Raw genomic sequence first — 18,534 nt, forward strand, 5'->3', positions numbered from 1 at the left:
GCGCGGGGCCTTCGCTCACCGGCGGGGGCCCCGGTGCGCGGGCTCGCCCAGGGCGTGGAGGGTTTCGCGGGCCTTCGGCGCCAGGAGCGGCGAGAACGCCGGGTTGATCCGCAGCGCCTCCTCGACGTGGCGCCGTGCCGCGCCGTACTTGCGCACGCCCCGCTCGATCTCGGCCAGATGGTAGAAGAACTGCGCGTCGCGCAGGCCCTGTTCCGTGGCCTTGCGGGCGTACTTCAGTGCCTCGGCGCCGTTCTTCGCGCCGCCCCGGCGGTGCAGGGCCCACGCCAGCCCGTCCGCGACGTACGCGTTCGGATGGCGCCGCCACTCCGCCCGCAGCCGCCGCACCGCCGCCGCCGGATCGCCGTGGTCCGCGTCGAGCCGCCCGAGGATCACCTCGTCGCGCGCGCCGCCGCGCTCGCGGTTGAGCGACACCGCTTCGCGCACGAGCGCGTACTGCTCCTTCGCCTCGCCCGCGCGCCCCAGGGACTCCAGCAGCTCGCCGTACTCCAGGTGGAACTCCGGCAGGGGCACGTCGGCGAGCGCCGCGCGGTAGTCGACCTCCGCGTCGGCCGGCCGGCCCAGCGCCGCCATCACGCGGGCGCGTCCCGCCCGGGCCCTGCCGTAGCCGGGGTCGGTGCGCAGGGCCGCCTCGTAGTGGCGCAGGGCCTCCTCCGGCTCGCCGCGCTCCCACGCCAGCTCACCCATGCCGTGCAGGCCCGTCACCCTCTCCGCGGGCGAGCCCGCGAGCGCCGTCGCGTCGGCCAGGGTCGCCGCCGCGTCCTCCCGCCAGCCCCGGCTGCGGTAGACCTCCGCCGCCAGCCGCCGCGTCGCCGCGCCGGGGCGCAGCGCCTCCAGCTTCTCCACCGCCCGGGTGGCCGCCGCCTGCTCGCCGAGCCGCGTGTACGCGCCGATCAGGACCGGGTACACCGTCCAGCGCCTCGGTGACCGCTCGCGCACCGCCTCGGCCCACTTCTTCGCGGCGCGGTGGTCGCCACGGGCGTGCGCGAGCGCGGCGAGACCGACGAGGGCGTCCGGGTTCGCCTGCGGCCGTACGGACAGCGAGTGGCGCAGCGCCATCTCCGCCCGGGGGAAGTCGGCGGCGTCGGCCGTCCAGCGGCCCCGCTCCAGGTACGCCGAGCCGAGCACGGACCAGGAGCGCTCGTCGTCCGGGTGCGCGCGCAGCCAGGACTCGCGTTCGCCGATGAGCGCGGTCAGGTCGGCGGGAGACGCGGGCACCCCGGCCCCCACGGCCTCCACCGCGGCCATCGCACGCCCGACGGGGCCGGGCGCCGGCGCCGGGCGTCCGTTCAGCCACTCCGCGGTGAGGACCCCCGCGACGACCAGCACCGCCACGCCCGCGAGCACCGCGCGGGGCCACCGCCGCTTCGCCTGCTGTTCGGTCTCCATGCCGCTCACTGTGCGCCAGTGCTCCGAGCGGGTCGCCGGTCGCGAAGCGGATCGGCGACGGGTTCACACCGATGGCCCCGAGTGACACGCTGGGACCATGGACGATCTTCTCGAACGGCTGCGCGCGGGCCTCCCGGCAGAGGCGTTGATCACCGATCCGGACATCACGGCCTCGTACGCCCACGACATGGCAGGGTTCTGCGCGGCGGGAGTCCCGGCCGTCGTCGCCCTGCCCCGCACGGTCGAGCAGGTCCAGCACGTCATGCGCACCGCGACCGCGCTGCGCGTGCCGGTGGTGCCGCAGGGCGCGCGCACGGGGCTCTCGGGCGCGGCGAACGCCACCGACGGCTGCGTCGTGCTGTCCCTGGTGCGGATGGACCGGATCCTGGAGATCAGCGCGGTCGACCGGATCGCCGTGGTCGAGCCCGGCGTGATCAACGCCGTGCTGTCGCGGGCGGTCGCCGAACAGGGGCTGTACTACCCGCCGGACCCGTCGAGTTGGGAGATGTGCACCATCGGCGGCAACATCGGCACCGCCGCGGGCGGCCTGTGCTGCGTGAAGTACGGCGTGACCGCCGAGTACGTGCTGGGCCTGGACGTCGTACTGGCCGACGGCCGACTCCTGCGCACCGGGCGGCGCACGGCCAAGGGTGTCGCCGGGTACGACCTCACCAGGCTGTTCGTCGGCGCCGAGGGCACGCTCGGAATCGTGGTCGGGGCGGTGCTCGCGCTCAAGCCCGCCCCGCCGCGCCAACTCGTCCTCGCCGCCGAGTTCCCGTCGGCGGCGGCCGCCTGCGACGCGGTGTGCGAGATCATGGCGCGCGGCCACGCCCCCTCGCTGCTGGAGCTCATGGACCGTACGACCCTGCGCGCCGTGAACAAGATGGCCGGCATGGGCCTTCCCGAGTCCACCGAGGCGCTCCTGCTCGCCGCCTTCGACACCCCGGACCCGGCCGCCGACCTGGCCGCCGTCGGTGAACTGTGCACCGCCGCCGGCGCCGCCGCGGTGGTCCCCGCCGACGACGTCGCCGAGTCCGAACTTCTGTTGCACGCAAGGCGGTTGTCCCTGACGGCGCTGGAGGCGGTGAAGTCCGCGACGATGATCGACGACGTGTGCGTGCCGCGGTCGAAGCTCGGCGCGATGCTGGAGGGCACCGCCGTCATCGCGGAGAAGTACGACCTCGTCATCGGCGTCTGCGCGCACGCCGGCGACGGCAACACGCACCCGGTGGTGTGCTTCGACCACCTGGACGAGGACGAGTCGAGGCGCGCCCGCGAGTCCTTCGACGAGATCATGGCGCTCGGCCTCGAGCTCGGCGGCACGATCACCGGCGAGCACGGAGTCGGCGTACTGAAGAGGGAATGGCTCGCACGGGAACTGGGGCCGGTGGGACTGGAGTTGCAGCGCGCGGTGAAGGCGGCCTTCGACCCGCTCGGCCTGCTCAATCCGGGCAAGGTCCTCTGAGGCCCGTGCGGGGGCGTGCCGCCTCACACCTCGCCCTCGGCGGACTCGTCGGACGGCCAGGGGGCGCGCAGCCACAGGTCGTCCGGGGTCGGGGCCAGCAGCCGGGCCAGCGCCTCGTCCATGCCGAGCCGCGCGGACTCCGTCCCCGGCGGGACCACCACCAGCGTCCGCTCCAGCCAGGCGGACACCAACGGCGACGGGGCCTCCAGGAGGGCGTCCCCGTCGGGCGACGTCAGTGCCACGCAGACCACGCCGCGCGAGTCGATCTTGGTGGGCCAGACCCGCACGTCACCGTGGCCGCACGGCCGGAAGACGCCCTCGACCAGCAGTTCGCGGGCGAAGGTCCAGGTGACCGGGGCGTCCGAGCCGACGTGGAAGGTGATGTGCACGGCGTACGGGTCGTCCGTGCGGTAGGCCAGCAGGGCCGGCACGGGGACACTGCGCTCGGGCGAGAGCACCAGGTTGAGTTCGAGTTCGCGTTCCACCACGGTGTGCATGACGTTTCCTCTCCGGCCGGGCGGCCCTTCGCGCGGGCCTCACCCCCAGAGAGGGGGTTCGGGCGCGTTCATTACGCGACTTCGGGCAATTCGTCGGGGAGATGCGGGGGATGGGGCGGGGATACCACGAACAGGCACTGGGGATGCCCGGAAAGAAGTGCTTACCTTGGGAGAGGCCCGGCGCGTCGCGGCGGTCTGATAGATGTGGACCTCGATAACGAGGCCATCGACTAGATACGGGACACGGTGATGAGCGCCCCCACCCCGGCCAGCGGCGACAGCAGCCCCACTCCTGGCTACTATCCCGACCCGTCCATCCCCGGCTACGTCCGGTTCTGGAACGGGGCCTCATGGGTGCCCGGAACCAGTCGCCCTGCCCCGGCGGACGGCGAGGGGGTGCCTGCCGCACCGGCGGGCGCGGCCGCGCCCGCCCCTGCCCCGGCCCCCGTTCCCTCCGTCGAGGAGACCGGTCCCCTCTTCTTCGACGAGGAACCCGAGGGCGCGCACCTGCACGGCAGCACCCCGGAACCGGCGTCGGCCTGGCAGGCGGACACGTCCCGTCAGACCGGCTTCGGCGGCGACCTCGACCGCCGCGTCTCCTGGGGCTCCCCGGCCGCCGACGCCACCGGGCCGTCCGCCTCCGGCGCCGCGTCCGCCCCCGGTCACGGCGGTACGCCGGCCTCCGGCGCGGCGTCCGCCCCCGCTTCCGGCACTCCCGGCGGTACGCCGGGTTCCGCTACCGGCGGGTCGGCGGACCCCCGGCGCACAGGGGGGAACCAGCGCCGCGGGGCCGGCGGAGTCGACTTCCGGCGTACGGGCGCCGCCGCGCCGGAAGCCGCCCCGGAAGCCGCCCCGGACGCGGCGCCCGGCGTGGCGCCGGGTGCCGGCGAGCGCGACCCGCGCGGGGCCGGGGACGACCCCAGCGGGGGTGCGCTGCCCGGCGTCCGCAAGCCCGGCCGGGCGTCGCCTCCCGACGACGGCACGGTCACCATCCGCGCCCTGCGCCGGGGTGGGGCGGAGTCTGCGCGCACGGCCCAGGCCGACGGCACGATGGCCATCAGGACCATGACTCCGGGTGCCGGCCGCCCCCAACTCCCGGACCAGAACCGCACGCAGCCGCCCGCCCAGGGCCGCGAGCCGGCGGGGCAGGCCCCCGCCCAGGGCAACGTCCCGGGCCAGGCGCAGTCCTCCGGTCCGGGGCGTGCTCCCGGCCAGTTCCAGGCCCCCGGCCAGGGGCACGCCCCCGCGCAGGGCCAGGCTCCCGGACCGGTCGGTGCGGCGGGGCAGGCGGGCGGCCAGGGGCCCGTCGCAGGCCAGGGCGGCGCGGGCGTCGCTCCCGTCTCGGCGGGGGCAGGCGGCGGGGCCGCCTCCTGGGCGCAGCAGGTGCACCAGCTGGCGCAGCCGGACCAGGACGAGGCGGGCGCGCCGCCCGTCGTGCCGTGGAAGCCACCGGTCAGCGACCCGTTCCTGCAGGCCGCCCAGGCCCAGGCCGCGGCCCGGCCCGCCGGGCTCGCCAAGCGGCTGACGGCACGGCTGATCGACACCGTCGTCCTCGGCGGCGCCGTCGCCGCGGTCGCCGTACCGCTCGTGTCGGCGGCGCTCGCCCACATCGACGACAAGATCCAGGCGGCGAAGCTCTCCGGCGAGACCGTGACCGTGTGGCTGCTCGACGGAACGACCGCCGGCTACCTCGGCATCGTCCTCGGCGCGTACCTCCTCGCCGGAGTGCTGTACGAGGTGCTGCCCACCGTCAAGTGGGGCCGTACGCTCGGCAAGAAGCTGTGCCGCATGCACGTACGGGACATCGAGGCGCACGAGCCGCCGACGTTCGGCGCCGCGCTGCGCCGCTGGCTCGTGTACGGCGTGCTCGGCGTGCTGGCGATCGGGATCGTCAACGCCGCGTGGTGCCTCTTCGACCGCCCGTGGCGCCAGTGCTGGCACGACAAGGCGGCCCGCACGTTCGTCGCGGGGGACTGACGGGCAGCCAGGTCCCCCGAACGGCACCCGACCGGATGCGGGCGGCGGGCGGGCGCGGTCGACTGCCGTTATGAGCACCGACCAGCCGCCGCCCGGCCAGCCGTCCGATGACGACCCGTTCCGCAAGAAGCCCCCGCCGGACCAGCCGCCGTCGACGCCGCCCCCGCCACCGCCCCCGTCCGGCGGCGGCCCGTACGACACGGGGGGCCCGTACGGCACAGGCGGGGCAGGCGGAGAAGGGGGCCCGGGAGGCCCGGGTGGTCCGGGTGGTCCGGGTCCCGGCGGCGGATCGCCGTACGGTGACTCCCCCTACGGCGGCACCCCGTACGGCACCCCGCCCCCGCCCTACAGCGGCGGCGCCGCCGATCCGCTCGCCGGAATGCCGCCACTCGCCCCCACCGGCAAGCGCATCGCGGCCCGTGTCGTCGACGTGCTCATCGTGGGCGTGCCGCTGGCGCTCATCGGCTGGCTGCTCGGCATGTTCGACAGCTACAACAGCGACGACTGGGACGAAGTCACCACCATGTCCGACGGCAAGTCGCTGATCTGGCAGCTCGTCACGATGGTCGTCTACGTCGGCTACGACACCTACCTGACGGCGAAGGACGGCCGGACCGTCGGCAAGCGGCTGATGAACATGCGCGTGGCGATGCTCAACAACGGCATGGTGCCGCAGACGAACGCGTCGCTGCTGCGCGCCATCGTCCTGTGGGTGCCGGCCCTGATCTGCTGCTTCTGCCTGTGGTGGCTCATCAACCTGGTGATGATCCTGGTCGACAAGCCCTACAGGCAGGGTCTGCACGACAAGGCGGCCAAGACGGTGGTGGTGTCAACCGCGTAGCGAGGAGTGCCCGCCGACCGCCGAGTGGGCGCGTGAGGACCGCGCGGAGACGGAGCGGGGGCCGGGCACCCGCGCCCCGGCGGCGTGCTGGTCCGTGGATCCGGCGGGCTCGGCGGAGCCGGTGACCGTCCCGGAGGCGGCCGCATCGTTCGCACCGCGAACCGTGCGCGCCGCCTTCGCCGTAGGCACCCTGAGCGAGACCAGCAGGCCGAGGGCCAGCGCCGCGAGGACGATGACGACCACGCCGGCGACCGAGGCCGTGCCGGACAGCAGCAGCAGGACGAGGGCCGAGAAGACGACGGTGGCTGAACCGTATGCGAACTGTGCGGCAGTCGGACGCGGCATGGCGTTTTCCGTCCTCGGAGCAGCGGTAGGGGGTCTGTCTCAACCGGGTCGCACTTCGGGCGACTCTACGACGGTGAGTGCCCGCACGGAACCGGCAGTAAGCGTGACCTAACCCACGGTGCCGGTGCATCGGGGGCGCACGGAGTCATTTCGCGTCCCAAGGAATGGGATCGACGCGCCCTGAGGCCGGATCGCAACGAATCCATAACGTCCGGTATCCGGATCTGGACACCTGCATAGTGCACTTGAGCTGTCCAAGTCAAGATCTGTCTTTTCTTCCCCAACTCCGGTCGAATGTCGTCACTTGAGACGCGCGCCGCGCCCGGAATACCCCTCACCCTCTTCCGTGCTGACGCGGCCCGCGGGGGAGGACATCATCAAGTGACCACCAACCGAGGGCGGATCAGAGCCGCCGCCGTAGTCGTCGCCATGGCCGCGACCGCCGCGACGGCCTCTGCTTTCGCCACCGCCCAGGCTGACGAGAAGCCTGCGGGCACGGCGGACAGTGCCGGGATCGAGCGCCGTGACCCGGCGCCCGCCAAGGGCCATGTCGAGCACGACCTCGAAGGACCGTTCAGCAAGCAGCAGGAGCTGGAGCGCAAGGCGGCGCTGGAGCAGGTCATCGCCGGGGACGCCACCGTCCAGAAGCGCGGCGCCTCCAAGGTCGTCAAGCTGGACGACAAGAAGTACGTCGAGCTGGGGCGCGAGAAGACCGACAAGATCTTCACGATCCTCGTGGAGTTCGGCGACAAGGTCGACGACACGACCATGTTCGACCCGGACGGCGACGGCCCCGAGCCGCCCGTCAAGAAGTACGGCGGCGAGCCCGGCCCCGCGCACAACGAGATAGCCGAGCCGGACCGTTCCGAGGACAACTCGACGGCCTGGCAGAAGGACTACGACCAGAAGCACTTCCAGGAGCTGTACTTCGGCGAGGGCAAGGGCAAGGACTCCCTCAAGACGTACTACGAGAAGACCTCCTCCGGCCGCTACTCGGTCGACGGCGAGGTCTCCGACTGGGTCAAGGTCGACTACAACGAGGCCCGTTACGGCTCCAACTACTGCGGCGACAGCAACTGCGCCAACGTGTGGGACACCGTCCGCGACGGTGTGAGCGCCTGGGCCGCCGACCAGAAGGTCAAGGGCAGGACGGACGCCGAGATCAAGGCGCAGCTCGCCGGTTACGACCAGTGGGACCGCTACGACTTCGACGCCGACGGCAACTTCAACGAGTCCGACGGCTACATCGACCACTTCCAGATCGTCCACGCGGGCGAGGACGAGTCGGCGGGCGGCGGCGCGCAGGGCGAGAACGCCCTGTGGGCGCACCGCTGGTACGCGTACGGCACGAACGCCGGCAAGACCGGCCCGGCGAACAACCCGGCCGGCGGCACCGAGATCGGCAAGACCGGCATCTGGGTCGGCGACTACACCATGCAGCCGGAGAACGGCGGCCTCGGCGTCTTCGCCCACGAGTACGGCCACGACCTCGGCCTGCCCGACCTGTACGACACCTCGGGCAAGGGCGAGAACGGCGTCGGCTTCTGGTCGCTGATGTCGGCCGGTTCCTGGCTCGGCAAGGGCAAGACCGAGATCGGCGACCTGCCCGGCGACATGACCGCCTGGGACAAGTTCCAGCTGGGCTGGCTCGACTACGACAAGGCCAAGGCCGCGACGAAGTCGAAGCACAAGCTGGGCGTCTCGGCGTACAACACCAAGAACCCGCAGGCGCTCGTCGTCGAGCTGCCGAAGAAGGCCGTCACCACCTCTGTCGTGAAGCCCGCCGAGGGCTCCAAGCAGTGGTGGAGCGACATGGGCGACGACCTCAAGAACACCCTGACCCGGTCGGTCGACCTGACCGGCAAGGCCAAGGCCGAGCTGTCGCTGCAGGGCTGGTGGGACATCGAGGCGAACTACGACTGGCTGTACGCCGAGGTCTCGACCGACGCGGGCAAGACGTGGACCGCCGTGGACGGCACCGCCGACGGCAAGGCGCTGCCGCGCGACGCCGCCGACAAGCCGGGCCTGACGGGCGTGGGCGGCGCGTACAAGAAGCTCGCCTTCCCGCTGGACGCGTACGCCGGCAAGAAGTTCGAGCTCCGGTTCCGCTACCAGACGGACGGCGGCGCGGGCGGCAAGGGCTTCACGGCCGACGCCATCACGCTGACCGCCGACGGCAAGCCGGTGTTCACGGACAACGCCGAGGGCGACGACAACGGCTGGACCGCCAAGGGCTTCACCCGCGTCGGCGAGTCCTTCACCAAGGAGTACGAGCAGTACTACCTGGCCGAGAACCGCCAGTACGTGTCGTACGACAAGACCCTCAAGGTCGGCCCGTACAACTTCGGGTTCGCTCCCACCCGGCCGAGCTGGGTCGAGCACTACCCGTACCAGAACGGCCTGCTGATCTGGCTGTGGGACACCTCGCAGAAGGACAACAACACCAGCGCCCATCCGGGCAAGGGTCTGATCCTTCCGGTGGACGCGCACGCCAAGCCGCTGAAGTGGGCGGACGGCAAGCTGCTGCGGAACAAGATCCAGTCCTTCGACGCGACCTTCGGCAAGTACCGCACCGACGGCTTCACGCTGCACAACGCCAACGTGCCGCAGAAGCTGGCGTCGCAGAAGGGCGTACCGGTCTTCGACGACCGCAAGGGGACGTACTGGTACAAGGAGAACGGGACCGGTGGGGTGGACGTTCCTGACACCAACACCCGGATCTCGATCATCAGTGAGCCCAAGAGCGGCTCGACGATCACCGTGAAGGTCGGTCCCTCGACCAAGTAATTCGTAACATCGCAGGTCAGAGCATGATCGGCCGTCGCCCTCTAGCGGGCGGCGGCCGATCACGTTTAGATGCCTCTTGACCAGCTCTTGTTGACACGACGTCTTATGGGGGATTGATCGGCATGTCCGGTGGAGGTTTCGTACGGCTGCCCGGCGGCAGCGTGGTGGTGGCGCTCACGCTGCCCAGCCCGGAGACGGAGGGCCGCAAGGTCCGCGTCCTGGTGCACTCGGCCAATCGCGCCCGCGCCCTGACCAGGCTGCGGAACCACGGTCTGCGCGCCGTCTACCTGCGGGGCAACGCCCACCCGCCGACGCCGGACGAGATCACCGCCGTCCTGCACCACCCGGACGGCCTGCTGTGGCGTACGGCGCCGCAGGAGACGGTCGAGCTCTGGCACCCCATACGGGCGCTGCTCAGGCCCGTACGCCCGGCGTAGGGCGGCCGGGGCGGGCGAGGGCGCCCCCGAGGGGCAGCCGGCCCGGTCCGCGGGGCGGGCCGGCTAGACCACCGGCTTCCCCGACAGCTCCACGCCCGCCCCGCGCATCTCCTCCAGGGCCCGCTCCGTCGTCGCCTCGGAGACGCCCGCCGTCAGGTCGAGCAGGACGTGCGTGGTGAAGCCCTCGCGGACCGCGTCCAGGGCCGTCGCCCGTACGCAGTGGTCCGTGGCGATGCCGACCACGTCGACCTCGGTCACCCCGCGCTCCCGCAGCCAGTCGGCCAGCCCGGCGCCGTTCTCGTCGCCGCCCTCGAAGCCGCTGTACGCCGCCGCGTGGGCGCCCTTGTCGAAGACCGCGGCGACGGCGCCCGAGGCGACCGCCGGCGCGAAGTTCGGGTGGAAGCCCACACCCTCCGTACCGGCGACGCAGTGCACCGGCCAGGAGTGGACGTAGTCCGGGTTGGCGGAGAAGTGGTCGCCGGGGTCGACGTGGTGGTCGCGGGTGGCCACGACGTGGCGGTACCCGGCCGGGGCCGCCCCGATCAGCTCGGTGATGGCGGCGGCGACGTCGGCGCCGCCCGCCACCGCGAGGCTGCCACCCTCGCAGAAGTCGTTCTGAACGTCCACGACGATCAAGGCGCGGTGCATGGCGGGGCCCTTCGGTGGGGGTGCGGCGGCGGGGGGTTGAGTGTGCTGTTGTGCGGGCGATGGTTCGAGAGTAGAGATTCCAACGGCCTTGCGGCAGGGGGCATTTGGCTGCTAGAAGGCCGACGGTGCCCGGAGCGCCCGGCCTCTGGCCTGCCGCTGCCCGCTCATGCCGCGTTCATGCGTACTCGGTGGGGATCACCGGCTCGCCCCGGGACAGCTGCACCGCCGACATCGGCAGGCTCCCGCGGGCGGCGATGTGCCGCTGCCGTACGTCGTCCAGTGGCTCGCGCGCCACCACCTCGCCGCCCTTGACCAGCTCGATCTGCAGCTGCCGGCCCGCCAGCCCGGGCGGTACGGGCCCGGTGCCCACGACCTCGGCCTCCGCGACGCCGTGCGCGTCCGGGCGGCGGGCCGCCCACTTGCGGCCGCCGATCGAGGTCTTCCCGCCGGTCGACTTCTTGGCCACCGGGTGGAGCGGGGCCTGCGGGTCCGCCGAGGCGGCCCGGGCGACCAGCTTGTAGACCATGGAGCAGGTGGGGTGCCCGCTGCCCGTGACGAGCTGGGTGCCGACGCCGTACGCGTCCACCGGGGCCGCCGCGAGCGAGGCGATGGCGTACTCGTCCAGATCGCTGGTCACCACGATCCTCGTGCCGGTGGCGCCCAGCTCGTCGAGCTGGTCGCGCACCCGGTGTGCGACGAGGAGCAGGTCCCCGGAGTCGATGCGCACCGCCCCGAGGCCCGTCCCGGCCACCTCGACGGCGGTACGGACCGCCTCCTCGACGTCGTACGTGTCGACCAGGAGCGTCGTTGCGCTGCCGAGGGAGGCGACCTGGGCCCGGAAGGCGTCGCGCTCGGTGTCGTGGAGCAGCGTGAAGGCGTGCGCGCTGGTGCCGACGGTGGGGATGTTGTAGCGGAACCCGGCCGCCAGGTCCGAGGTGGAGGTGAAGCCGCCGACGTACGCGGCGCGCGCCGAGGCGACGGCGGACAGCTCGTGCGTACGGCGGGCGCCCATCTCGATCAGCGGCCGGCCGCCCGCCGCGGAGGCCATCCGGGAGGCGGCCGCCGCGATGGCGGAGTCGTGGTTGAGGATCGAGAGGATCACGGTCTCCAGCAGCACGCACTCGGCGAAGCTGCCCTCGACGCGCAGGATCGGCGACCCCGGGAAGTAGACCTCGCCCTCGGGGTAGCCCCAGATGTCGCCCGTGAAGCGGTACGACGCGAGCCACTCCAGCGTCGGCTCGTCGACGATCGCGTGCTCGCGCAGGAAGCCGAGCACGCCGGCGTCGAAGCGGAAGTTCTCCACGGCGTCCAGAACGCGCCCGGTGCCCGCCACGACGCCGTAGCGGCGCCCCTCGGGCAGCCTGCGGGTGAAGACCTCGAAGACGGAGCGCCGGTCGGCGGTGCCCGCCTTGAGGGCGGCCTGCAGCATCGTGAACTCGTACTGGTCGGTGAAGAGCGCCGTCGACGGAACGTCCACCGGCAGCCCAAGGTCCGCAGTGTTCATGGCAAAGATGCTACCTCCTAATCTCGTCAGAGTGACGATTTCTAAGTGGCCGTTTGTGCGACGGCACGTCACGGGTGGCACCATGGGACGAGTGAGTACGGCTCCCGCAGAGATCGAACGCCCGGAATCGGCCGAGGAAACCTCCGCCGTCCCCGAACCCGACGTCCCCTGGGTGACGCTGGTCCACAACGACCCCGTCAATCTCATGAGCTACGTCGCGTATGTCTTCCAGACGTACTTCGGCTACTCCAAGGACAAGGCGCACAAGCTGATGCTGGACGTTCACCACAAGGGCCGCGCGGTCGTCTCCAGCGGCAGCCGCGAGGAGATGGAGCGCGACGTGCAGGCGATGCACGGTTACGGACTCTGGGCGACGCTCACGCAGGACCGCGGCTGATGGCCGGGCTCTTCGAGGGGATCCCCGGGGGCGGCGCGGCCGTCGCGCTCGACGAGGTCGAGATCTCCATCCTGCGCAGCCTGGCCGTACAACTGCTCGAACTGGTCGGACCGGGCGACCAGCCGGCGGCGGGCGAGGACCCGCTGGCCGCGCTGTTCGCCGAGGGCCCCAGCGAGGCGCCGTCCGACCCCGCCCTCGCCCGGCTCTTCCCCGACGCGTACGGCGACCCGCAGGCGCACCCCGACGACCCGCGGGAGCAGGAGGTGCGCGCCAACTCCGCCGAGTTCCGCCGTTTCACGGAGAACGACCTGCGCGAGCGCAAGCGCGAGGACGCGCTCGCCGTCGTACGCAGCCTCGACGCGCTCGCCACCGGGGGCGAGGGGGGCGCCGTGCTCAAGCTGGCGGACGACGAATGCAGGCGCTGGCTCGGCACGCTCAACGACCTGCGGCTGACCATCGGCACACGCCTGGAGGTCACGGACGACGACGACGGTGGGGGGACCGGCGAGCTGTACCGGCTGCCGGACTCCGACCCGCGCAAGCCGATGGTGATGGCCTATCTGTGGCTCGGCGCCCTCCAGGAGAGCCTCGTCGAGACGCTCATGCCCTGACTGTGCCCTGACCTGTCCGGACATGTCGAACCATGGCGTTCGCTCAACGGACACTCAAATCCGGATAACGATCGCATTAACGCCTGGGGCTCCTTTGCTGCCCCAGGCGTCTTTTGTCCCTTTTCTCCGTGGCGCGCGCCACATGGGGCGCAGTGGATCAGCGGTGTGTGCGTGATAGATCTTCACGACCGCCCGGGGACGCCACCCCTGTACCCCGGGGGCGCTGAAGCCGGCTGACCGCCGGTACGCACTCCATTCCACATCCGGGGGCTCGCCCCTAAAGGATCGTCACAGTCGATCCGAGCCGTTCGAGGCCGGGTCGGCATGGAGAAAGGCGCGACACACCATGACCTCAGTGCAGGTCGACAAGCAGCACGACGGCAGTGAGGCCGAAGGCGCGACATCCGGCGAGGGTTACCAGCGCGGACTCGGGGCCCGTCAGATCCAGATGATCGCGATCGGCGGCGCCATCGGCACCGGCCTCTTCCTCGGCGCGGGCAAGGGCATCTCCATCGCGGGACCCAGCCTGATCCTGGCCTACGCCATGGCCGGCCTCGTCATCTTCTTCATCATGCGGGCGCTCGGCGAGCTCCTCATGTACCGCCCGGTCTCCGGTTCCTTCTCGGAGTACGCCCGCGAGTTCGTCGGCCCCTTCGCCGGCTTCGTGACCGGCTGGACGTACTGGCTCTTCTGGGTCGTCACCGGCATCACCGAGGTCACCGCGGCCTCCGAGTACATGCAGTACTGGACCAAGGGCACGGACGGCTGGACCGACCAGCCGCAGTGGGTCTTCGCCCTGGTCTTCACGGTCCTCCTCTTCTGCGTGAACCTGATCTCCGTGAAGCTCTTCGGCGAGCTGGAGTTCTGGTTCTCGATGATCAAGGTGACCGCGATCGTCGGCATGATCCTGATCTGCGCCGGCATCCTCACCCTCGGCTTCTCCGACGCCGGCGACACGGCCTCGGTGACCATGCTCTGGGACCAGGGCGGCTTCTTCCCCAACGGCATCGGCCAGACGCTGATGACCCTCCAGCTGGTCATGTTCGCCTTCCTCGCCGTCGAGCTGGTCGGCGTCACCGCGGGCGAGGCCAAGGACCCGGAGACGGTCCTGCCCAAGGCCATCAACACCGTCCCGTGGCGCATCGCCGTCTTCTACGTCGGCGCGCTGATCATGATCCTTTCGGTCGTCCCGTGGACCCACTTCAAGCCGGGCATCTCGCCGTTCGTGGCGGCGTTCGAGAAGATGGGCCTCGGCGTCGGCGCCGCCATCGTCAACTTCGTGGTCCTCACCGCCGCCCTGTCCTCCTGCAACTCGGGCATGTACTCCACCGGCCGCATGCTGCGCGACCTCGCGCTCAACGGCCAGGGCCCGAAGTTCTTCACCAAGCTGACCAGGAACGGCCTGCCCCTGGTGGGCACCTCGTTCTCCGCCGCCCTGATGCTGGTCGGCGTGTGGATCAACTACCAGTGGCCGGGCGAGGCGTTCAACTACGTCGTCTCCTTCGCGACCATCTCCGGCATGTGGGCCTGGATCATGATCCTGGTCAGCCAGATCCGCTACCGGGCCAAGTCCGACCGCGGCGAGCTGCCGAAGTCCTCCTTCCGGGCCCCGGGAGCGCCGTACACGAGCTGGTTCGCCCTGCTCTTCATCGGCATGGTCGTCGTGATGATGGGCATCGGCGAGGACACGCGGATCCCGCTGTACTGCGCACCGTTCTGGGCGCTGCTGCTGGGCGTGTCCTGGCTGGTGCTGAAGAAGCGCAACAACGGGCCGTCGGCCGCCGAATCGAGCTGATCCCAGCATGTGGTCCCGCCCGTACCATCCCTCGGTACGGGCGGGGCCCTTTGCATATCCTGGGGCCCATGCTGACCCTTTCCCAGGCCCTCTACGACCAGATCGTCGCGCACGCCCGCGCCGACCACCCCGACGAGGCGTGCGGCGTGGTCGCGGGTCCGGCCGGGTCCGGGCGCCCCGAGCGCTTCATCCCGATGCTGAACGCCGCCCGCTCGCCCACGTTCTACGAGTTCGACTCCTCGGACCTGCTCAAGCTGTACCGCGAGATGGACGACCGGGACGAAGAGCCCGTCATCATCTACCACTCGCACACGGCGACCGAGGCGTACCCGTCCCGTACGGACATCAGCTACGCCAACGAGCCCGGCGCCCACTACGTCCTGGTCTCCACCGCCGACACGGACGACGCGGGCCCCTTCCAGTTCCGCTCGTTCCGCATCGTGGACGGCGTGATCACCGAGGAAGAGGTCACGGTCGAGGCGTAGTCCCCGCCGGCCGCGCCCGCCGGTGAGGGCGCGCCGCGTACGCGGGCGGGTCCCGGGCTCCGGTGGCCCGCACGATCACCGCCCGCGACGCAGTGACACACTGTGCACGACCCGGGCGGCAGGACCCAGGAAGCCGGTGCGAATCCGGCACGGTCCCGCCACTGTGACCGGGCATCGCGAGCGCCACGGCCCTAGCCATGCCCGGAAGCCAGGAACTGACCTGCCGCCTCCCGCACCACCGACCAGGGGACGAGGACATCCCCCGGAGGAGGCACCACCGTGTTCCGTACCCGGCGATCCCGCCGCGCCCTCGTGGCCGCCGCGCTGCTCTCCCTCACCGCCTGCACCACGGCCGCGGAGCAGCCCGAGCCCGGCGCGAAGGCGGCCGACGGCTTCCCGTACACCGTCACCAACTGCGGCGTGAAGACGACCTACAAGGCACCGCCCACCCGCGTCGTCACCATGAACCAGCACGTCACCGAGGTGATGCTGGAACTCGGCCTCGCGGGGTCCCTCGTCGGCACCGCCTACCTCGACGACAAGGTGCTGCCCGCGTACGAGAAGGACTACCGGGCCACCCCGGTGCTCTCCAAGGAGTACCCCTCCTACGAGAGGCTGCTCGCCGCCAACCCGGACTTCGTGTACGGCGGTTACGCCTCCGCCTTCTCCGCCGGCGACGGCCGCAGCCGAGAGACCCTGCGGAAGGCCGGCATCAACTCCCGCCTGAACACGGAGTACTGCGCCGACGGCAAGACGTCGATGGACGCCCTGTACCAAGAGATCCGCGAGGTCGGCCGGACCTTCGGCGTGCCGGACCGCGCCGAGCGCTGGATCGACGGGGCCGAGGCCACGAACGCCGCCACCGCGAAGCGGCTGGCCGGCGCCGACCCCGTCCCCGTCTTCGTCTACGACGGTGGCGACAAGACGGCCTCCACCATCGGCGGCGCCGGCATCGGCCACGAGATGGTCAGGCGCGCGGGCGGCGAGAACGTCTTCGCCGACCTCCCGAAGCCGTTCGCCGACACCTCCTGGGAGACCGTCGTCGACCGCGCCCCCGAGGCGATCGTCATCCTCGACTACGGCTCCACCACCGTCGCCCAGAAGAAGCGGCGGCTCCTCGACGACCCGGCCCTCGCCGACGTCCCCGCCGTGAAGAACAAGCGCTTCGCCGTCCTCCCCCTTTCCGACATGGTCCTCGGCGTCCGCGCCCCGGCCGCCGTCGACAAGCTCGCGCGCCGGCTGCACCCCGAGCTCAAGAAGTAGCGGGGGCGGCCGTGAGCTGCGAGACCCCCGCCTCCCGGGGGCGGCTGCGCTACACCCTCCTCGTCGCCGCTCTCGCCGCCCTGCTCGCGGGCGCGGCGGTCGCGGGACTCGTCCTCGGCTCGGTACGCATCCCCGCCCCGCAGGTCCTGCAGATCCTCGGCGGTACCGCCGAGCCCGGCCCGTACCGCACGATCGTCCTCGACGTACGGCTGCCCCGCGTCCTGCTCGGCGCCGTCGTCGGCGCCGGGCTCGCGGTCGTCGGCACCGTGCTGCAGGCCCTCGTGCGCAACCAGCTCGCCGACCCGTTCCTGCTCGGAGTCTCCTCCGGGGCGTCGGTCGGCGCGGTCGGCGCCATCGTGCTCGGCATCGGCGCCGGCGCGGGCATCGCCACCACCCTGACCGTCCCGCTGGCCGCCTTCGCGGGCGCGCTCGGCTCCCTCGTCCTCGTGTACGGGCTGGCACGCGGCGGCGGCGCCATGACCACCGGGCGGCTCCTGCTCGCCGGAGTGGCCGTCTCGTACATCCTGTCCGCCCTGACGAGCCTCCTGATGGTCACCTCGGCCCGCGCCGACCACCTGAAGGAGATCCTCCACTGGACGCTCGGCGGGCTCGGCAGCGCCCGCTGGGACATGCTCGCGCTGCCCACGACCGTCCTCGCCGCCGGCACCGCCGTCCTCGTCACCCTCGCCCGGCCGCTCGATCTCCTCCTGGTGGGCGAGGAGGGCGCCACCGTCCTCGGCCTCGACACCGGCCGCTTCCGCGCCGCCGTCTTCGTCCTGGCCTCGCTGCTCACCGGCGTGCTCGTCGCCTTCAGCGGGGCGATCGGCTTCGTCGGCCTGATGGTCCCGCACGCCGCCCGCATGGCCGTCGGCGCCGGGCACCGCAGGCTGCTGCCCGTCGCCGCGCTCGGCGGGGCGGCCTTCCTGGTCCTGGCCGACCTGGCGGCCCGTACCGTCGCCGCGCCCCAGGACATCCCCGTCGGCGTGCTCACCGCGCTCACCGGCGGCCCGTTCTTCCTGTGGATGCTGCGCCGCCGGCCGTACGGAACGACCGAAGGAGCCGCCGCATGACGACCCTCACCGCGCAAGGGCTCTCGTACGGCGTCGACGGCCGCCACCTCGTCGACGACGTCACCCTGACCGCCGCCGACGGCGAGACCGTCGGCCTGGTCGGCCCCAACGGCAGCGGCAAGACGACCCTCCTGCGCTGCGTGTACGGGACCCTGCGCCCCACCCACGGCCGGGTCCTCCTCGACGGCGAGGACCTGCACGCCATGAGCCCCAAGGCCAGGGCCCGGCGCATCGCGACCGTCCCCCAGGACAGCGGTGCCGCCTTCGAACTGACGGTCCGTGAAGTGGTCGCCATGGGCCGTTCCCCGCACAAGCGCTTCTGGGAGCAGGACACCGGGGCCGACGACGCCCTCGTACGCGAGGCCCTCGACCGGGTCGGCATCGCGGACCTCGCCGCCCGGGCCTTCCCGTCGCTCTCCGGCGGCGAACGCCAGCGGGCCCTGACGGCCCGCGCCCTCGTCCAGCAGCCGTCCCTCGTCGTACTCGACGAGCCGACCAACCACCTCGACATCCGCTACCAGCTGGAGATCCTCGGCCTCGTGCGGGGCCTGGGCGCCACCAGCCTCCTCGCGCTGCACGACCTGAACCTCGCGGCGTACTACTGCGACCGGATCTACGTACTGGACCGCGGCCGGGTCGTCGCGTCCGGCGCGCCGAAGGACGTCCTCACGGTGGACCTCCTGCGTGCCGTGTACGGGGTGTCCGCCGAGGTCAGCGTCCATCCGACGACCGGCGCACCGACCGTCGTCTACCTGCCGGTGTCCACGTGACGAGCACTTTTCGACCACGATGTGAGATCACATACCGGCAACCGGTCCGGGAATCTATACGATGACCGCATGGTTCCCCACGACGTGAGCGAGACGACGCCGAGCACCGTGCTGCTCGTGGCGCGCCTGCACGTCGACCTGTGCCGGCTCGCCAGCGCAATCTGTACGCCTACGGCCTGAGCCACGGGCCAACCAGCACTCGTACACACGCTTGCCCCAGCGCGGGGGACGAACT

The 18,534-nt window shown here is 71.9% G+C and carries 18 protein-coding genes and 1 riboswitch; of the genes, 13 read left to right on the forward strand and 5 right to left on the reverse strand.

Annotation, left to right across the window (positions count from 1 at the left end; translation table 11 throughout):
* Positions 1 to 15: 15 nt before the first annotated feature.
* Positions 16 to 1,407: a tetratricopeptide repeat protein gene (locus tag AC07FK_RS31150; RefSeq protein WP_479108279.1), complete on the reverse strand. Its 1,392-nt coding sequence runs from the start codon at positions 1,405 to 1,407 to the stop codon at positions 16 to 18.
* A gap of 97 nt (positions 1,408 to 1,504) precedes the next feature.
* On the opposite strand from AC07FK_RS31150, the gene AC07FK_RS31155 reads away from it, so the two are divergent.
* Positions 1,505 to 2,872, forward strand: a complete 1,368-nt coding sequence (locus AC07FK_RS31155) for an FAD-binding oxidoreductase (protein WP_479108280.1) — start codon at positions 1,505 to 1,507, stop codon at positions 2,870 to 2,872.
* Positions 2,873 to 2,895: 23 nt separating this feature from the next.
* Here the strand turns inward: AC07FK_RS31155 and AC07FK_RS31160 are convergent, their stop codons facing one another.
* Positions 2,896 to 3,369: an SsgA family sporulation/cell division regulator gene (locus AC07FK_RS31160; protein WP_479108281.1), complete on the reverse strand. Its 474-nt coding sequence runs from the start codon at positions 3,367 to 3,369 to the stop codon at positions 2,896 to 2,898.
* 249 nt (positions 3,370 to 3,618) lie between these two features.
* Here AC07FK_RS31160 and AC07FK_RS31165 point away from each other — a divergent pair, with 249 nt between their 5' ends.
* Both AC07FK_RS31165 and AC07FK_RS31170 read left to right on the forward strand, forming a co-directional pair.
* Positions 3,619 to 5,346 carry an RDD family protein gene (locus tag AC07FK_RS31165; RefSeq protein WP_479108282.1) on the forward strand — a complete coding sequence of 576 codons (1,728 nt, stop codon included), beginning with the start codon at positions 3,619 to 3,621 and terminating at the stop codon, positions 5,344 to 5,346.
* 70 nt (positions 5,347 to 5,416) lie between these two features.
* Entirely contained in the window at positions 5,417 to 6,187 is a 771-nt protein-coding gene (locus AC07FK_RS31170; RefSeq protein ID WP_479108283.1) for an RDD family protein, read from the forward strand.
* Here AC07FK_RS31170 and AC07FK_RS31175 read toward each other — a convergent pair.
* Positions 6,176 to 6,532 carry a hypothetical protein gene (locus tag AC07FK_RS31175; protein WP_479108284.1) on the reverse strand — a complete coding sequence of 119 codons (357 nt, stop codon included), beginning with the start codon at positions 6,530 to 6,532 and terminating at the stop codon, positions 6,176 to 6,178. The two genes, AC07FK_RS31170 and AC07FK_RS31175, sit on opposite strands and share 12 nt — an antisense overlap.
* Positions 6,533 to 6,961: 429 nt before the next feature.
* Between AC07FK_RS31175 and AC07FK_RS31180 the strand changes: the two genes are divergently transcribed.
* Positions 6,962 to 9,319 (forward strand): immune inhibitor A domain-containing protein, encoded by a 2,358-nt coding sequence (locus AC07FK_RS31180; RefSeq protein ID WP_479108341.1) that lies wholly within the window; start codon positions 6,962 to 6,964, stop codon positions 9,317 to 9,319.
* A gap of 122 nt (positions 9,320 to 9,441) precedes the next feature.
* Positions 9,442 to 9,756 carry a hypothetical protein gene (locus tag AC07FK_RS31185; RefSeq protein ID WP_479108285.1) on the forward strand — a complete coding sequence of 105 codons (315 nt, stop codon included), beginning with the start codon at positions 9,442 to 9,444 and terminating at the stop codon, positions 9,754 to 9,756.
* Between the two features lie 63 nt (positions 9,757 to 9,819).
* Here AC07FK_RS31185 and AC07FK_RS31190 read toward each other — a convergent pair whose 3' ends face one another.
* Together AC07FK_RS31190 and AC07FK_RS31195 are read right to left on the reverse strand one after the other, a co-directional pair.
* Positions 9,820 to 10,404: an isochorismatase family protein gene (locus AC07FK_RS31190; RefSeq protein ID WP_479108286.1), complete on the reverse strand. Its 585-nt coding sequence runs from the start codon at positions 10,402 to 10,404 to the stop codon at positions 9,820 to 9,822.
* Between the two features lie 175 nt (positions 10,405 to 10,579).
* Positions 10,580 to 11,908 carry a nicotinate phosphoribosyltransferase gene (locus AC07FK_RS31195; protein ID WP_479108287.1) on the reverse strand — a complete coding sequence of 443 codons (1,329 nt, stop codon included), beginning with the start codon at positions 11,906 to 11,908 and terminating at the stop codon, positions 10,580 to 10,582.
* A gap of 82 nt (positions 11,909 to 11,990) precedes the next feature.
* On the opposite strand from AC07FK_RS31195, the gene clpS reads away from it, so the two are divergent.
* The 8 genes from clpS (at position 11,991) to AC07FK_RS31235 (ending at position 18,479) form a co-directional block, all read left to right on the forward strand.
* Complete coding sequence (clpS, locus tag AC07FK_RS31200) at positions 11,991 to 12,305, forward strand: ATP-dependent Clp protease adapter ClpS (RefSeq protein ID WP_344497713.1); 315 nt, start codon at positions 11,991 to 11,993, stop codon at positions 12,303 to 12,305.
* Positions 12,305 to 12,916 carry a DUF2017 domain-containing protein gene (locus tag AC07FK_RS31205; RefSeq protein WP_479108288.1) on the forward strand — a complete coding sequence of 204 codons (612 nt, stop codon included), beginning with the start codon at positions 12,305 to 12,307 and terminating at the stop codon, positions 12,914 to 12,916. Before clpS ends, AC07FK_RS31205 begins: the two co-directional genes overlap by 1 nt.
* A 346-nt stretch (positions 12,917 to 13,262) precedes the next feature.
* Positions 13,263 to 14,711 (forward strand): amino acid permease, encoded by a 1,449-nt coding sequence (locus tag AC07FK_RS31210; protein WP_479108289.1) that lies wholly within the window; start codon positions 13,263 to 13,265, stop codon positions 14,709 to 14,711.
* A 68-nt stretch (positions 14,712 to 14,779) separates the two neighbouring features.
* On the forward strand, positions 14,780 to 15,196 hold the full coding sequence (locus AC07FK_RS31215; protein ID WP_479108290.1) for a M67 family metallopeptidase: 417 nt from the start codon (positions 14,780 to 14,782) through the stop codon (positions 15,194 to 15,196).
* A 126-nt stretch (positions 15,197 to 15,322) separates the two neighbouring features.
* A riboswitch (cobalamin riboswitch) is annotated at positions 15,323 to 15,414 on the forward strand.
* 61 nt (positions 15,415 to 15,475) lie between these two features.
* Positions 15,476 to 16,459 (forward strand): ABC transporter substrate-binding protein, encoded by a 984-nt coding sequence (locus AC07FK_RS31220; protein ID WP_479108291.1) that lies wholly within the window; start codon positions 15,476 to 15,478, stop codon positions 16,457 to 16,459.
* A gap of 11 nt (positions 16,460 to 16,470) precedes the next feature.
* Entirely contained in the window at positions 16,471 to 17,529 is a 1,059-nt protein-coding gene (locus tag AC07FK_RS31225) for a FecCD family ABC transporter permease (RefSeq protein WP_479108292.1), read from the forward strand.
* Positions 17,526 to 18,299: an ABC transporter ATP-binding protein gene (locus AC07FK_RS31230; protein WP_479108293.1), complete on the forward strand. Its 774-nt coding sequence runs from the start codon at positions 17,526 to 17,528 to the stop codon at positions 18,297 to 18,299. Before AC07FK_RS31225 ends, AC07FK_RS31230 begins: the two co-directional genes overlap by 4 nt.
* A gap of 69 nt (positions 18,300 to 18,368) precedes the next feature.
* Complete coding sequence (locus AC07FK_RS31235; protein WP_341870216.1) at positions 18,369 to 18,479, forward strand: putative leader peptide; 111 nt, start codon at positions 18,369 to 18,371, stop codon at positions 18,477 to 18,479.
* Positions 18,480 to 18,534 lie beyond the last annotated feature (55 nt).

This window comes from Streptomyces sp. NPDC046122 (assembly GCF_056429965.1).

Excerpts from the sequence above, each read along its gene's own strand:
- AC07FK_RS31175 (WP_479108284.1), bottom strand. The coding sequence starts at position 6,532 with ATGCCGCGTCCGACTGCCGCACAGTTCGCATACGGTTCAGCCACCGTC.
- AC07FK_RS31205 (WP_479108288.1), top strand. The coding sequence starts at position 12,305 with ATGGCCGGGCTCTTCGAGGGGATCCCCGGGGGCGGCGCGGCCGTCGCG.
- AC07FK_RS31230 (WP_479108293.1), top strand. The coding sequence starts at position 17,526 with ATGACGACCCTCACCGCGCAAGGGCTCTCGTACGGCGTCGACGGCCGC.
- AC07FK_RS31185 (WP_479108285.1), top strand. The coding sequence starts at position 9,442 with ATGTCCGGTGGAGGTTTCGTACGGCTGCCCGGCGGCAGCGTGGTGGTG.
- AC07FK_RS31180 (WP_479108341.1), top strand. The coding sequence starts at position 6,962 with ATGGCCGCGACCGCCGCGACGGCCTCTGCTTTCGCCACCGCCCAGGCT.
- AC07FK_RS31235 (WP_341870216.1), top strand. The coding sequence starts at position 18,369 with ATGGTTCCCCACGACGTGAGCGAGACGACGCCGAGCACCGTGCTGCTC.
- AC07FK_RS31170 (WP_479108283.1), top strand. The coding sequence starts at position 5,417 with ATGAGCACCGACCAGCCGCCGCCCGGCCAGCCGTCCGATGACGACCCG.
- AC07FK_RS31150 (WP_479108279.1), bottom strand. The coding sequence starts at position 1,407 with ATGGAGACCGAACAGCAGGCGAAGCGGCGGTGGCCCCGCGCGGTGCTC.
- AC07FK_RS31215 (WP_479108290.1), top strand. The coding sequence starts at position 14,780 with ATGCTGACCCTTTCCCAGGCCCTCTACGACCAGATCGTCGCGCACGCC.
- clpS (WP_344497713.1), top strand. The coding sequence starts at position 11,991 with ATGGGACGAGTGAGTACGGCTCCCGCAGAGATCGAACGCCCGGAATCG.
- AC07FK_RS31190 (WP_479108286.1), bottom strand. The coding sequence starts at position 10,404 with ATGCACCGCGCCTTGATCGTCGTGGACGTTCAGAACGACTTCTGCGAG.
- AC07FK_RS31155 (WP_479108280.1), top strand. The coding sequence starts at position 1,505 with ATGGACGATCTTCTCGAACGGCTGCGCGCGGGCCTCCCGGCAGAGGCG.
- AC07FK_RS31210 (WP_479108289.1), top strand. The coding sequence starts at position 13,263 with ATGACCTCAGTGCAGGTCGACAAGCAGCACGACGGCAGTGAGGCCGAA.
- AC07FK_RS31165 (WP_479108282.1), top strand. The coding sequence starts at position 3,619 with ATGAGCGCCCCCACCCCGGCCAGCGGCGACAGCAGCCCCACTCCTGGC.
- AC07FK_RS31160 (WP_479108281.1), bottom strand. The coding sequence starts at position 3,369 with ATGCACACCGTGGTGGAACGCGAACTCGAACTCAACCTGGTGCTCTCG.
- AC07FK_RS31195 (WP_479108287.1), bottom strand. The coding sequence starts at position 11,908 with ATGAACACTGCGGACCTTGGGCTGCCGGTGGACGTTCCGTCGACGGCG.